The following is a 15,827-nucleotide window of genomic DNA, read 5'->3' as shown; positions in this document are numbered from 1 at the left end:
ATTAGCTATTTAGATTAGCACGAAATGCCAATGCAGTCTCTAAATCACCTAAGCTATTAGTTGGCATTGAGCTAAGATCCCCCTTATGCATTTGTCCAAATAATAACTTTGCTTTTTGAAGGGAGCCACTGTTTATTGACTTTGCAACAGCAAATCCTACTACAGCAACTCCTGCCACAGTAAGTGCAGTTGAGGCATTACTGGCAGTAGCTTCTGTAACAACTTTCATAGTCTTATACATGGTACCCATAGTACCATGAAGTGCAGTTGCTGATTTTTCTGCGATAGCGTCCATATTTTTGGATAAAGCGTCTAGCTCCCCCGACCCATTTGCTTTTACCAGCGCCGAAAAAACTCCGGCCCCTGCTGTAGCACCAGCTTTAATGCCTGCACCAATAGCTCCCTGGGTACTTAGCAAGGGAGCCTTGGGCTTAAGAGCGTTAGATATGGCTGTCTTACTGGTAGCAGCAAACGCTGGGTGTAATTGACTTCGCTCTTGCTCACAAGCGGAAACCTGTGTACGACGTTTCAGCAAAGCATATTCACTTGAATACAAACTATCAGTAATAAGGTTTTTGAAGCTAACTGGACTCCTCGTCCCCCGTTTCTCACTCCACTCCATACCAATACTGGTCATAGCACGGTCTAATCGATTATCATTTACAGTATAATTATTTAGAAAAACCTGCTGTAGCTTTTGACTGTTGAATGCATCTCCTGATGAACTTTCATCTTTTGCCTTATATACATTCTCGACATTAACTTTTTTGGCAACGCTCTTTACAACATCTCTAAAAACTTTATCCCCGTTACCATTGGTAGTCCAACATACTACAGGATCAGGCAAGCCAGTTTTCTTAGCAGCGGTAAACTTAAGCGCCTTAGCTTTATCAGCCTTAGATTTATTCTTTTCTTTGATAATATCGTCGCGACTTTTAGTGGCAATATTGCCAAAATTGGGATTACCCAACTGATCTTTTGCCTTCTGATTGTTAGTTAGCTTCTTAACAGCTTCTTTACCAGTTACTTGTCTGCGTTGATACTCAGATGCACTAATACGAGCAGCACCTGTAACAATACTGGCTATTTCATTAATAAACTTGGCTTTTTTATTAACAGTTTCTGTTTTCCGCGTGGCGAAAAAGCCCTTTATTCCACGTTTTTTTGGGTAGTGGAACATATAAAATGTATCCCCAGCCCCTACTTCTCGCCCTGGGTGACCAGCATTAATAACTGGTGCTCCATATCGGGCACTAAGTTTAGTATCAGCAACGTTAGAATCACATATCAAAATATGGGTAACGGACGTTGGGGTAATTTTGAGCTGATTAGGTTCAATTTTAACTACCTCCCATATTGGCTTGTCGTTTACTGATGTTTTACTATCGGATGAAACTTTAAATAAAGTAGCCTTTTTGTCTCCCTGTGTAAGAGATTCATCCTCAAAATCAATCTGAATATCATTAAGATAGATATCCCCATCAGGCAACAATGTGTAACTTATTTCATATCCGCGTTCGGTTTTTACTTTAATTCGCTGATTCTCGAGGTGCGTATGAGTATCAAAATCATTTGGTTTAGATAATAAACCACGAATGGCCATGTAAGCACCCACAGCATGGAAGTTTGGCTTACTACCCATTGTACTGGAATAGATACGCCCCCAAAGCTCAGCCGTTCCAGGTGAGGCAACTAAATTTCGCCCCCCGCTGCTACAGAGGATATGAGTTTTAATTTGCTGTTCCATCTTTGCTTCCTTTCCTACCCCTGATACTAGAGCCGCTATTTGGTACATTCATCAAGCTCCACTCTCCTCTGAGAAAAAGCATGGAGCCAGTTTAGTTTCATCTGGATGCGCAAATTTATCAGTAGGTTAACGCTCTGTATAATTTCCGGAGAAAAACAATAAAGAAAAAAATTTCACTTACAAAGAAGACTAGCAAGTCATACTATTTTCAGTAAAAAATTGGGCCATTCACAATTAAAAGCAACAAAAATTGATTACGAATTTAACAAGCTCAAGCCAGTTGGATGTAATGATATGTAATAAACTCCCCAAGGTATCACAAGGGCATCTCTCCCCCAGAAGTACCAATGTACAACTTCCGACAAAAGCAGCCCCTAATCTATCCGCACCTCCATAATTCTTTTCTGCCATATTTGGCAGCATTTCATTGTTGCTACACTAATCACAATTAACCTTCACCGCCGATAAATTAATCAGCTATCGCCTGTCATCGTGACATGTAAAAAACACCCGCATCAAATTGTTCTGACTCTAAGGGCTGCCAAAAGCGCCGGCACCGTAGCCCACGAAACCCTCGCCACCATTGCGAGACCAATATCAACCCCAACAAACTGTAAGCCCAACGCCCCCTGTGGCAACTCTGCCTGAAACAATTAGGCTATCCGCTACAAGCCTGGACCGCGCCGCCGAGAAAGTGGAGATCGCCGTACGCAACAGCCTCAATTGCCCCACCGGCCGCTGGCTATTGGATGGATCATTAGGAGAATCCGCCTGCGAACTGGAACTCCACAGCGGCGGCCGACAGTTAAGACGCTCTATTGTTGATCGCACCTTTATTGATAACGAAGGCACCCGCTGGATTGTCGATTACAAAACAGCTGAGCCCAGTGGTGAGGAAAGCCAGGAAGAGTTTATTGCGGCTCAGCTGGAGCAGTATCGGAATCAGTTGGAGAATTACCGCAAGCTTTTCTATGCGCGGGGGGAGCGGAATATTCGGTGTGCGCTGTATTTTCCATTGATGCAGAGGTTGGTGGAGTTGGATTAGGGTATGTTACGAAATTCTAATACTTTTTTAGAGAATAGATGCAAGCATACATTAATGTACTGCATACACTAACTTACTCGGTGTTGATTAGCTTAACAGAATAAAACGGCAGCATTTTCCTGTTGATCCTCGAAAGGTGTTGCCTTAACCTAAGTAAAATACCCGCAGAAAATTTTAACTAGGGCAACTATAAATATAAAATATAGATGTAACTGCATAATCCTGTTCAGTAAAAAAACTGCCATACATTCTACCTAAATTTGCTTTATCCCCCTCTACCGAGAGAACCATCAGTTATTTCTAGTAAGAACCGAACTAAATCCTCAAATCTGGTTTGATTCTTTATTTGTGATACTACCCCAAAATCATCTCCATACATTCCAGATATCAAGCTTAGCAATCGACTAACAAAGCGGGTACAGAACAACAAATAAATGACTAATACCAACTTTCAAATTGAGACTGAGACGATCTCACCTTCACAGCTTCCTCTATATATATATTGGAAAACATTTGCCTCTCATTTGACCCTTCAATAAAAGAAAACTTTACCCTATCATAAACATCGGACGCCATTTTAGGTTTCAACCCTAAAATAGCCAGACATATGGCCGTTATAAGTTCCCTTATCGTATACCTATTGTCAGATTCAACCGTGAGCTTCTTAGCTAACGACCATAATTTTGCTTCTCCCACCCCCCTATTAAGATACATCCCCTCGGGAATATATTTCACTCCACACACAGATATAACAAACCAGGTGGAAACCATTCTAATCCTATCGTTGCTAGGATAACGCACCATCCACACATTAACGACATCCTCCAAACCATCGAGATCTATCCGGCCATCATAAGAATTTAGAAGGCCTGAAAAAAACTTACCTAGATCTACAATCGCATTATCATATCCTTTGTCAAGGGGGAAGTATGCATTAAACACAGAAGCAAACCCACTATCAAATATATTCCCACCAATAGTTTTTAAATTAAAACCTATTGAGTGCAATAAATGGCTTCGATTTAAAGAAGCCCCTTCAACCATAAAAGAACAGAACTTCTCAACAGCAATAATTTTTTGGTCCATACCAAGGTGACCTTTCGACTCCAACCAATCGATAATATTTATAGAGTTAACAGTCGAAAAACCGCTATGCCCCAGAAACATGGACATATATAAGTCATCGGAGCAGAAAACGGGGGCATCTAGCTCCTTCATAATAAGCTCATATCTATCTATGAAAGACTCATCCTGAGTCAAGCTTCCTTTGAGAGTAATGGAACCAAGATTGTCACTTAACGACTGGACAATATCCCTTGGAATTGATGAATAGATAGAACCCATAACAGCATGAGATTTCCTTGAGAAAAAATCATATGTACTCTTACTTACAACAACCCCAGGAAGATTACGTAAAGCTAACTCAAGAACACCTAAATCATTAAGAATGATTAACGACGTTTCATCCAAAATTACTTGTGAGTAATTTCCACCTAAACCATTAACAATCTCTGGAGATGCACTTTTTGAATGCACCAATTGATACTCTTTTCTTTTATGCCCAAAGTATTTACACATAACCCATGCAGAAAAAATATCACCAACATCATCCAGAAAGTTTGGTAGCAATGCAAAAGGGACTGGCAGTTTTCGGGATTTTATTTGATTTCTATTCCTCTCCCAAACCTTAATTTGATCATCTGTAATTCCTGCAATCCTTCGAACCTCCTCCAGAATAGAATCCCCTCCAGATTCAAGAGATACCTCTCCCTTTCTTAATACGGTCGAATTTGGGAATTTCTGAGTATATTTACTTAACCTATCTCTAAAATCATCAACATAATCGCTTACATCACATTCAGCTCTATTTGTCATCGTAAGAAATGACATTAGGTAATGACCTTCTGATTTCTCATCATCCTGATCAACGAGCCTTCCGTAGCGTAAAAGTGTTGGGATCAATTTTTTGGAAGGCTTTGTGCTAGAGGAATATATAAACAACAATAACTCAAGTATATAAATTTGCTTATCAGGAGCAGCCTTCTCTAAAAGACACTCTAACTTAGCAGAAGCTTTTTCAAAAAAAACCAAATGAACACACATACGTACAAAATACTCGGCACGTTCGACCGATCTACCATCACGGCTAACCGCCCCATCTAATATAGATAAAGCTTCAGCGCTCCTGCCCATCGCATCTAGCGCGGATGCCTTAAGTAGCGACCATAGATTATCAAGAGTTCCTCTTACTTCAACCCTTTCACATAATGCCTCTAGCTCTGACCACTTTTCATGTTTCGAAAGAGCAAATGCAAGCGTTATACATTCTTCCGGATAAAGCTCTCTACGACCCACAATTGAAGTTGCCAAATCACAGATCATCAATGATTCAGCAGAATTTTCCACATCAAGACTTGAATACAATTGTTCAGCAACTGAAAAAGACTTATTTAAACTTAAGTACTTATCATACAAATCGCGATTAAATTCTCTTCTCCTTTCAGGATAAATATTACAACTCTTAACATATTTATATATTGCCAGCAATTCTTCCCCATCTTGAAACCCCGCAACAACTTCTAGAATTTCCTCCTCCCTGCTTTCATCTAAAAGATCATATGCGCACTGGGCCGCAACGCAAAATAACACACTATATCCCTGAGGCTTTTGAAGAAGGATATATTCTTTATTATTAGTAATGAGATCAACAACTTTGACCTTATTTCCCAAATGGTAATTGGCCAAAATCTGTAAAGATATAAACTCAAGCCCTTCGCATTTTAAATCATCAATTAATTTTAGTACATCCTCATAATTTCTCGCATTGAATTTCAAATGAATCAATGCCGATATAACTGGCAATAATCCAGGCCTACCTTGCAACATAGATTCAAGATAGGATGTGAAAACATGTTCTTGATTAAAGAATCCAAACAGCAAGTTAGCAACATCAAAAAGAATATAGGTATCACATGGGTAACCCCTGTCTTTAGCAAGAGTCAAGGCAATCTCTATGTATTTAAATGCATTCTTTAAAATCTTAAAATCATAACCTCTCTTACCTTTTGCAGGTAATAACATCTCTCCAGCGGAAGAATAATTATAATTAATCCCACGATAGAAATATCGCCTACCAACAAGAGTGTAATAAAGAAATTTTTGGTTCTCCAAGAGATCACCTTCAACAATCCTCGAAGACAAGTCATCAAAAGCATTAACATTTCCAGACAATGTAAACACAAGCAACTTAGATGCAACAACTTTATCCAAGGGGTAATAGTCTAAACACTTAATTGCCTCTGACTCCCTCCCCAAAATAACAAGACACTTAGATTTCAATAAACACTCTGAATACACTTTAACATTTAAATCTTCAATATATCCATCCAAAACCTCTTTCTTAGGGATTTTACCTTCTCTTAATGTTGACTCATAAAATCCAACTTTATAACGAGTCACATTATAGATACGATAAGCCTGCTCAAATAGCATTACTGCCTGATCATCTTCTCCTTTGAGCCTTAGAATTTTTCCTTTCAAGAAGAATATTTCTGCTTGCTCATGCTTGGTAGTGTAATTTTCACGCTCAACTTCCTCTAGAAGAACTTCTGCGGTTTGTATTCTATTCGCTGAAATAGCTTCTGAGATCTGACATAGTTTTCCAGCAATTAGATCTTTAGGGTTGATAACCCAGGGCGCACCAGAATCATCTCTAGGCAATTCTAAAATTACTGGTTTCTCCTTTACGCTTTCTGCTAACGCTTCAATGTGACTAACTGGATCTTCCGAACATTGCTCAACCGCTCGCCTAAGATTTATTAAAGAATTTCTCGCCTCTAGGCGTTTTCTATAATATGGCAGTACGTCTAAACCCTCATCAAGTACGTTTACTAATGGTATCCTAATATTCACTTTGCCATTTTTTTCAAGCTTTTCAGATATTGAATCAAGAAAATCCTCATCAAGCCATTTAAAGTAAACCGGGCATTCTCTAGGTTTATCGTTGGCAGACAAATCAACGATAGCAACCATAATAGCCGGCTCGAGTCTTCGATAGTAATTTAAAGTAGAGGAATCGAACTGATAAGATATTTCTCTTCCGCTATCAACAAATGAGGGTACCCTTGTACCTTTAAGTTGAAGGTAAAAACCAGCAGAAACACCATGTTTCTCATTTTTTAATTGAACTAAATAATCTAACCCAAAGTCGGAATCACCATCCAATTCTTTTTCTATCCAATTCGCAGGCAACTTCGCAACAAATGCTCTCGATGCCATTTTGCCAATTTCTTGGCTTTCACCCTCTCTTGGTAGCACTTTATTCAAAATCACCCCATCCATATTGTTCTTAGCTTTCAGAAATTTCTGAATATAGCCAAACTTCACACCGGAACCTTCAATAAAACTCTACAAACCTAAAGCAACTTAGGAGTCAACTTAGTCGATAGCATTTTCGACCAAATTAGAATTTAACACCCAACGACCGTAAACTTGTTGAAGACTTCATGTACACGCTGACTACCCCCTAACCGCACTGTAGATCTATTGCTCTTCTATGACTGGCTTCCGGCCTTCTTTAGCCCACGAAGTAAAAGTCTCCTTTGTAGTATGATACTAATTTTCAGTTAGATACCCAGTCGGATGTATAATCGGTTTCATATGTTGGCACTATAGCTCTGTCGAAAATATAAATTATTATGCTAGCTAATTTCAAAATCAGCAATTCTCAGAGAGTCTTTCAGTAAGCTCAAAAAGTTTAGCTTCTGCCCATGAAGGTTGACCCTCGACCATCACCAAACAGAAATATAGATCGCCAATATTTTCGACTAAAGAAGAAATTTGCACAGCAGAAATGTAAGAATACATCGTGAAATATAGGCGTCAAAACCATCTTATTGGAATTTATTAGACTTTTCTTCATGTCAATTTTGCGTAAAATTGATCGACATTTATCAGACTTGTGGACTGTATTTAGGTGACCACTATAAAGCCCACACCTAAAGAAAGATCCAGAAATTTTCCTAAATTATCATTCCTTCAGTAGGAGAATGATCACATGAGCTTAGAATAGGGAAAGGGCGCTGACCCAAGGTGCTGCAACACCAGGGGCCAGCTAACCAAATTGATAAACACGATATCAAGATGGCTGTATGCATACTACGCTAGAAACCCGCTCGTCTTCAATAAAGTGGAGCACAATCAGCAGCTTGGAGCGACTCCTCAAGCTCTGGGAGCCTAGCGCCCGCCTTTTCCTTCTCTACGCCCACCGCCCCCGCGCCCCACCCCACTCTTCCATCAAGCATCACTTACCAAGCCTCCCCACCAAGGAATGCCCACCCACAGCTTGAGTATCGCCAGGAAACAAACATGCTGATCCTAAAGCGCCGAACAGGCGAAAACCTCAGAATTGGAACGAATGTCTCGATCACAGTGTTGGAAGTGAAGGGAAATCAAGTAAAGATAGGCATCCGCGCCCCTAAATCCCTTCCCGTTCATCGTGAAGAGATCTATGTGCGCATAAAAATGAACAAAAACTAGGCAATGGAAGGCGTAGAGGATAGGCTCTCCAAGGAAGGAGGCCTACCCCTCCCCTACTTTCTCTACCAAAGTTTAACTTTTTCCGATGGCAAGTTACATTAAACTTTGATTATCGCACTATCGCATGTAGCACGTGAAAGCACTTAGCAAAAAAAGAGAAGTCATAACGCAATAGCCTTTGTTGTGTCTTAGTTTGTCAACTGTATATTGCACGTTCTCTTGCATCCCTTTCTCTATCAGGGTCTTCCATACTTTTGACTGCTTCCAATTTATTTAGATAGTCCGTAGGAACCCCCGTTTCTTTCGCTCCATATATGACATGATATAGATACCAAGAATAAGGTTGCAAAGAAGGATCCGTATTCGTTGCATAATATGTAATTGCTTCGAGGGAATTTCCCTTGGTATCAGTTACCCGAACCCTCTTTTCCTTATAGCCGTAACCTAAACCCTCTACCCTATCTAGAGCACCTTTTTCTTTATCTGATATTTCGAACAATGCACCAATCACATGATCTTTGGGATTTTGGGTAAACAGTGCATCACACTTGCCGGAACCGTCTTTACTGCTGACTTTGTGAAAACGAAGAGAATGCTCAGTAAGAGTAAACGTTCCTATTCGCACAGCACTCGGAACTCTTTCTTTCAGTCTTGGAAGGGACATATTTGACCCGTAAGCAAAGTACCTCATTCTGGCTCCATCCAGTTATCAGTGAATGCAAAAGTTACATCTATCTACCATGCTTCTCTATAATTTCAAAGCATGTCAGCGCAACGACGTAAGAAGTTAGCGGCTTTAAGCCATACCGTTTTCCACTCCATTCTCCAAACAAACGTCACTTACCAAGCTCCCTCGCCAAGGATGTCAACCCAAGGCTTGACTATCAGTAGAAAATAAACATGTTGTGCCCTACGGTGAAAACCTAAAAATTGGTATTAAAGCTTCAACCACAAAAGGGTGATCAAGTAAATATAGACTTTTTGGCTCCCAAAGATAGACAATTCTGAACACCCGCCAAATAGAGTGGCGAACAGGGCAGCAAAAACCAGACGAGAAAATTAGCTGTATTTCTAAGGGGAAATTTTATTCCCCCCTTAGAAATATTTAGAGCCCTGAAACAGGTTGTCACCATACTTGAGTCGCTTCAAAGAGGTCTTTAATTAGTTCTTCAATACTCTCTATCTTATCTCCACGATCAGTGTTGGCCAATAAGATCACTCCGACGTTATCCTTTGGGTTGAACAATAGGTAGGAAAAATATCCAACCTCAGCTCCGTTGTGGCCGATTAAAATATGGTCTTTACCCCCATAATTCCAAAGCCAGCCAGAATACCAGAAGACCCCAAAACCATTTTGGGAGGGTGTCAGCATTTGAATAACTGAATCTGGCTCAAGAATCTTGATGTCAGACTTTCGTGAAGCTAACACTCCTTCGTTCATTACTGCGGCTAAAAATCTCGCCATATCAAATGCACTACTCCGTAGGCCACCATCTGGCCAGGTTGCGAGTTCATAAAATGGAATTGAAGATAGGGTGTTATCAACTGTGGTATGAGGGCTTGCCAGGTTACTCTGGTTTAACTTGGAAAAATTCCAGCTGGTATTGTGCATACCAAGTGGGGTAAAAATCTCTTGCTCTGTATAATCAGCCAGAGTTAAGCCCGTGCTAAGTTCCACTGAGTAGCCTGCTAATGCTGCGGCGATATTTGAGTATTTGTAGTCTTGCCCGGGTGGTAAGCCAGTGAAGTTACTATTGGAATCGTAAAATTCCCCCTCACTGTCCAAATAGGCAGAGAAATCCATCCAGTGTAATTGGGCTGCTATCCGGACATAACCCAGGCTCTATTAAGTTGATCAACTTTGTATGAGTGCCGTCACCATGATCAATATAGTAGCTGCACTGGTAAGCCATGCTATCTTTAATTCCCGAACTGTGAGTTACGAGATCTCGGATGGTGATAGGTAAGGAGTCTGGATTGTCAATGTTAAAGTCATCTTCACCCAGTAAGTTTTGAATTTCCTGATCTAAATAGAGATAGCCGTCCTCCTGCGCTATGGCCATAGCAGTACCCATAACTACCTTACTGATGGATGCCAGCCAAAATGAAGTATTCCTGGTAACCCTTTCATTATTTTCCAGGCTTTTTACACCGTAGCCTTTGGACCATATAACAGGTTTTTCTGGATTGGTAACTATAGCTACGGCCATGCCTGGAATATTGTTATCCAGCATATACTTTTTAATCATACGATCAATAGTATGCTTCTTACCTGGTTTAAATACCTCTTCGTATACTCCCGGACTATCATGATAAATCCCTGTAGCATTAGTATCTACAGCAATTCCATTGTTGGAAATTAATAGTGTAAATAATAGGAGAGGTTGAGCAAATACTGATTTTCTATGACGATATTCCATGCTAAAGCTTCCTTTTCTTGAATATTACTTGATTGAGTAAAAGTCTGCCATACAGCTCTATATCGAGGATATTATTTTAAATAATTGCTGAATCTCTGATGAATACAATTACTAATTTTTAGTCAATTAAAATCGATAATTCAGCCATCTAAACAGGCGATAAGAGCTGAACTCCTGATACTTCTTTTTGACAACTTTACCGACGGCGGTAACCGGAAGGTGATATAACACATAGAGCTGCTCTGGTAGCTTAATAGTGGCCAGGCCAGTTTCGATTAAGAGGTCGCACAATCCTAGTAGGCTGGGCAAAAAACAATTTTGGACACCCACCAAGTAGGGTCATTAGCAGAGCAGCAGTAGCAGTAGCAGTAGCAGTAGCAGTAGCAGTAGCAGTAGCAGTAGCAGTAGCAGTAGCAGTAGCCAAATGATAAAGTTGGCAATGAAGCTATAAAAGCGATATAGATTCAACAAGTTACAGTAGTGCGCCAGCTTAGGAAGACTAGCCTCCACAAGTCCCTATTCTGCTCCACCACGGCCGCTCCCCAACTAAAGTCCCCTACCAGAAAAGCTCCACCTACGGCTTGAGAATCAGCAGGAAGTAAACAGGTTGACTATAAAGCAGCAAACCAGATAAAGCCTAAGAGCCGGGAAGAATGTCTCAGTCACAGCACTGGAAATGAAAGAAAATCAAGTAAAGATAGGCATCCGCGCCCCAAATCCCTCCCCGTCCATCGAGAAGAGATCTATGTGCGCATCAATAGAAAACAAAAAGTAGCCAATGGAAGGTAATAAGGGCAGGTTCTCCATGGAAGGAGCCCCAACCAGAGCTCCAACTTCTTTAGAAGCTACTCTCAATAAAGGCATCACTAACTAATCACCCTCACCAAAGAATGTCGATATCTTAAATATCAGCAAGCAGGTTAATCATAAAACGTCAAACCGGAGAAAGCCATAAAGTCGGGGGGAGAGTCTCAGTCGCAATACTGGAAGTTTAAGGCAACCAAGTAAAGATAGTTATAAGCATACCCTAAACAAATTAAATTCTATTCGGCTGCAAGGTGCATCAAGCTTGGATCATCATATTAACACCAGGCTCTGAGCGGCCCGCTATATGCACTTTTTTATGATTATACGAGCGTAAAGAGCTACATAAAACGGTGAATATAGCAGGCCGCCTTTCAGCTATAGCAGCTCAGAGGTTCTATAACTCTGCTATTTTGCTTCCTGTATGTGATTTTATTAAGACTTAGTATTCTTCCAATATCCAATACGCTTTTTCTAAATGAGCTAATTTAGATATCAGCTGTTCTTTAATTGATAGCAATTTTGTATCTGGAATACTCCCTTCAATCACTACCTGTATACAATGCCATTCTTCGATAAACCGAATTCTTACACCCTCAACATAGAGCCAATAGACATTGTATTCTTCCTCATCCCTCTCAATAGGCTCATGCTCAATATCAAATTCGTAAAGGTTCTTAACTAGCCTAACATCAACCTTAAAACCCATTTCGCTTTCAAGTTTCTGCATCGCTTTGTCATAACTATCTTGCCACTTGGCTTCGTGGCTCCACAATGCTTGCCTGATGTCGTAGATGTGATTATTCGAATTATCTTCTCTACGTAATTTCCATCGAGGCCATTTTCTTTCTGTAAGTCGTTCCCACGATGAATTCTTTAAATTCAGCCTCCAGTCATCTATATTCTCACGCAAAGAATACTCATTACCCCGATCAATTAATCCTTTAGTAATGGTAATCGATTTTTTATCTAAGCTGAGAACAGCATTATGCCGATGAATCCAACCCGGTGAATCACCTAATGTTTCGACTTTATTAATCTTGAAATTATTTATATCGAGGACATACACTGGGGTATCGCAAAGTTTTCTTTCTTTAGGATAGCCAAGACTGCCTATGATGAATATTTTGTCGCCAACTAGGGTGGCAGAATGAAAGTCTGTCGACGGAAAATCTGTATTCCTGTAACAATAGAACTCAACTCCACCTTCGGGCGTTTCAACGACAACATCGTTATAAATGCAAAAGTCAGGATCATAATGATCCTCATGCTCACCACCTATGTATACAATGCGACCATCAGGTAACTTATTTATCGATTGCCCAAATCGATCAAAACTCCAAGTTGGGCCTTCATCAAATGGCGAAGGACCATTCATTTTTTTAGTCGACGCATAACCGCTGAGCCTTGAATGAAAAAGCCACTCCCAAACATTTGAGCGTACCCTTTGAGGATTATTATCGCCCAATCGAGGTGAACGCCATTCATTAAATAAAGCTGTTGTTACACCATATATTTTTGGATCTACTTCTTTTTCCATGAACCCTAACTCAATATTCTAAAGCCATGATCTGCAGATGGCCGTGCAAAGCGTGAACTACCCGGTGGAGTTCGTAGTGTGCAGTAATCCTGGACACCCACCAAACAAAAGTATAACCCGCCAAAAAAGGTGTTTGAATAGCAGGGTTAATCAAAACACTAGAGGCCAACTTACCTAATTAATATGGACGTCACGAACGAGATGTGTGTTCAAGAGATTGGTGCGAGCCCCCAAACTCTGAGAACCCGACACTAGCCTTTCCTTATTCTGCATCCAACCCCACTCACCCACTATGCTTCCCTGCCAAGGAATACCCACCTACGTCTTGAGTGTCAGTATGAAATAAATATGTTAACCCTAGAGCGCCGAACTGGCGAAAACTGCAGATAGGCACTTAGGCCTCACTTACAGTACTGAAAGTGAAAGGCTATCAAATAAAGACTCCCTCAATTCCCTCCCCGCCCACCGCAACAACTCTGAACACCCATCAAATAGAGTGGCGAGTAGCATAGCAGAAGCCAGACTAGAAAATTGACATTGGTCCTACAAAAATAATTTAAATTCAACAGATTATAGTGAAATACCAACTCAGGAAGACTAGCCCCCACCCTTCCCTATTCTGCACCACTGCGGCCACTCCCTTCTCGAAAAGCATTACTTACCAAACTCCCCTACCAAGGAATACCTACCCACGGGTTGATTGCCACTAGGAAGCAAATAGGTTGACCGTAAAGCACCAATCCAGCTAAAGCCTTCAAACTAGAACAAACGTCCTAGTTGCTGTACTGGAAGTGAGAAGCAATCAAGAAAAGATGTGTGCTCGCGCCCCCAAATCTTGCTCAACCCATCGTAAAGAGACCTTTATTTATATCGAAAAGTAGGTAAAGAAAAGCGTTGAGAGCAGATTCTCTTAGAAAAGAGGCTCCATAGCGACACTATTGTTAGTTAGTCATCTTCGAGGTCGAGAACGGCATACTTATAAAACCCTCTCCACAACTACAACAAATCACCTCCCGACAGAAGATAAAAGGCAACGTAAATTAGAGCGAACAAGCGGCATACCTAAAATCGACGCCACACCAATTATTAAGTACACGCAGAGCTCACTTTTACTTTCTACTAATGCTCGCGTGAATAACCAGGTTTTGCTCATAACGTCTTTGCCCTCAAAAAGACTAATCATCCTTTCATCAAGACAATATTCCTTAAGATTGTCAATCAACTTACTCTGGATAAAGCTCATCAATTTTGTACCAACGTTCATCGCCGTTAGATTGCAGTTGTATTTTTGCAATCGGCTTCCTAATGTCTACTACCATTCCTATACTTGTCATGTCTCCAACTTCTAAACTTCTCCTAAACCCAGCTGCCCTCTTGACCCTATCCAAGGCAACCTTTTTCTGATAATTCTCTTCCATTTTTCTAATTCTAGCTTTTTCTTTCAATTCCTCTTCCATTTTTTGTTTTCTAGCAGAAGCCATTGCTTTCTGCCATCCTTCAAAGTCCGCCTTCCTATTAGCCATATATGATTCATTATCAATTACCTTAACCAAAAAAATATTATCAACTTTATAATATCCAAACTGGAATATTACATGCTGACCATTGACTTCACATGCTTCATAGAAAGGCTTTCTAATTGAAGATGCTTGATAGCGGCTCCTGAAAAACTGATAATACTTCTTATATGGAAACCTATATCTTTTATCTACATATTCAACTGCGGTCACATCTATGCCACCATGCTTTTTGCACAGATGTTTGAACGCCTTCTTGCTATCTTTCTCCTCGTGAAAATAGGGTCTAGGATGTACATCCCAAAACCCTTGCTTGGTATAATATTGAATATTTACACTATAAGTAACGTAATTATCCCTCACATCTAACGAAACGCCATCAACATTAGACAACCATTTGTCAAGATCTGAAAAAAGAGAAACACCTGCATTAAATTTTCGATCAATTTCAAATAAATTTTCAGCAGCAAAATTTTGTGACGCACACAACATTAAAACCAGAATTACAAAACTTCCTTTGTATTTCATATTTACATTATCCCTTATATACATTCAGTCATTAAGTTACTACCAAAAAACCATCCTGGACACCCGCTAAATAGATTGACTAGGATGGCAGCAGAAGACAGACACGGAAATCAACATTTAAAATATAAAAAAACATATAAGTTCAACAAGCTATAATGGAATTCCAACTCAGAAGACTAGCACCCTCCCTATTCAGCACCACTATGGACGCTCCTCACCTGCGTAGCATCACTCTTAAAGCTCCTACAAGAAGGGAGACCCGTAAAATAGAACCCTCGTCCAATAAACATCATCTTTTTAACCATCATCAGCAAGGAATACTCTCCCACGTCATTGGCATCAGCAGAAAACAAACACGCTCGTCCTAAAGCACCAAATACATGAGAGCCCACTTATTTGGGCACATATTCTGGTAAAACCACTGGAAGTGAAAGGTGATCGAGTAAAGATAGGTATCCATTCCCGGACTCCCTTGCCACTACAATGAAAAAATCTACGTGGATCTCAAAATAGAAAAAATTAAAGAATAGAGGGCTTTGAAAATAGATTCTTAATAGGAGGAGAATCTCCCATCCTAGCATCCAGCTTTTGCTCATGGTAATCGCGCCCATAAGGACACAACAACTCTAAGATAGATACGTCGCTATTTCAAAGCTATCTTAACATGTATAAGAAAGGTTCCCCCGCT

9 protein-coding genes and 1 pseudogene are annotated in these 15,827 nt (G+C 40.3%); 3 read left to right on the top strand and 7 right to left on the bottom strand.

Annotation, left to right across the window (positions count from 1 at the left end; all coding sequences use genetic code 11):
• Position 1: 1 nt before the first annotated feature.
• Positions 2-1,747, bottom strand: a complete 1,746-nt coding sequence (locus ACG1BZ_RS10535) for a hypothetical protein (protein ID WP_413665593.1) — start codon at positions 1,745-1,747, stop codon at positions 2-4.
• Positions 1,748-2,378: 631 nt separating this feature from the next.
• On the opposite strand from ACG1BZ_RS10535, the gene ACG1BZ_RS10530 reads away from it, so the two are divergent.
• Positions 2,379-2,792 carry a hypothetical protein gene (locus tag ACG1BZ_RS10530; RefSeq protein WP_413665592.1) on the top strand — a complete coding sequence of 138 codons (414 nt, stop codon included), beginning with the start codon at positions 2,379-2,381 and terminating at the stop codon, positions 2,790-2,792.
• 438 nt (positions 2,793-3,230) lie between these two features.
• Here the strand turns inward: ACG1BZ_RS10530 and ACG1BZ_RS10525 are convergent, their stop codons facing one another.
• Positions 3,231-7,178 carry a DUF4365 domain-containing protein gene (locus ACG1BZ_RS10525; protein WP_413665591.1) on the bottom strand — a complete coding sequence of 1,316 codons (3,948 nt, stop codon included), beginning with the start codon at positions 7,176-7,178 and terminating at the stop codon, positions 3,231-3,233.
• A 981-nt stretch (positions 7,179-8,159) separates the two neighbouring features.
• Between ACG1BZ_RS10525 and csrA the strand changes: the two genes are divergently transcribed.
• The gene (gene csrA, locus ACG1BZ_RS10520; protein WP_371844791.1) at positions 8,160-8,330 is read left to right on the top strand and encodes a carbon storage regulator CsrA; all 171 of its coding nucleotides are present in this window, start codon (positions 8,160-8,162) and stop codon (positions 8,328-8,330) included.
• Between the two features lie 196 nt (positions 8,331-8,526).
• Here csrA and ACG1BZ_RS10515 read toward each other — a convergent pair whose 3' ends face one another.
• The 3 genes from ACG1BZ_RS10515 to ACG1BZ_RS10505 form a co-directional block, all read right to left on the bottom strand.
• Positions 8,527-9,021 carry a gamma-glutamylcyclotransferase family protein gene (locus tag ACG1BZ_RS10515; RefSeq protein WP_413665590.1) on the bottom strand — a complete coding sequence of 165 codons (495 nt, stop codon included), beginning with the start codon at positions 9,019-9,021 and terminating at the stop codon, positions 8,527-8,529.
• A gap of 435 nt (positions 9,022-9,456) precedes the next feature.
• The gene (locus ACG1BZ_RS10510) at positions 9,457-10,008 is read right to left on the bottom strand and encodes a serine hydrolase domain-containing protein (protein WP_413665589.1); all 552 of its coding nucleotides are present in this window, start codon (positions 10,006-10,008) and stop codon (positions 9,457-9,459) included.
• Between the two features lie 97 nt (positions 10,009-10,105).
• Positions 10,106-10,750, bottom strand: coding sequence for a serine hydrolase domain-containing protein (locus ACG1BZ_RS10505; protein ID WP_413665588.1), 645 nt, complete (start codon positions 10,748-10,750; stop codon positions 10,106-10,108).
• Between the two features lie 634 nt (positions 10,751-11,384).
• Here ACG1BZ_RS10505 and ACG1BZ_RS10500 point away from each other — a divergent pair.
• A pseudogene (locus tag ACG1BZ_RS10500) lies at positions 11,385-11,539 on the top strand (carbon storage regulator); the annotation flags it as partial.
• A 457-nt stretch (positions 11,540-11,996) separates the two neighbouring features.
• Here the strand turns inward: ACG1BZ_RS10500 and ACG1BZ_RS10495 are convergent.
• On the bottom strand, positions 11,997-13,094 hold the full coding sequence (locus ACG1BZ_RS10495) for a hypothetical protein (protein WP_413665587.1): 1,098 nt from the start codon (positions 13,092-13,094) through the stop codon (positions 11,997-11,999).
• 1,223 nt (positions 13,095-14,317) lie between these two features.
• Positions 14,318-15,139 (bottom strand): hypothetical protein, encoded by an 822-nt coding sequence (locus tag ACG1BZ_RS10490; RefSeq protein ID WP_413665586.1) that lies wholly within the window; start codon positions 15,137-15,139, stop codon positions 14,318-14,320.
• Positions 15,140-15,827 lie beyond the last annotated feature (688 nt).

Source organism: Microbulbifer sp. CNSA002 (genome assembly GCF_047324085.1).
Taxonomy (GTDB): domain Bacteria; phylum Pseudomonadota; class Gammaproteobacteria; order Pseudomonadales; family Cellvibrionaceae; genus Microbulbifer.
The sequence above is the reverse complement of the archived record's forward strand: the minus strand, read 5'-3'. Positions and strand labels throughout refer to the sequence as shown.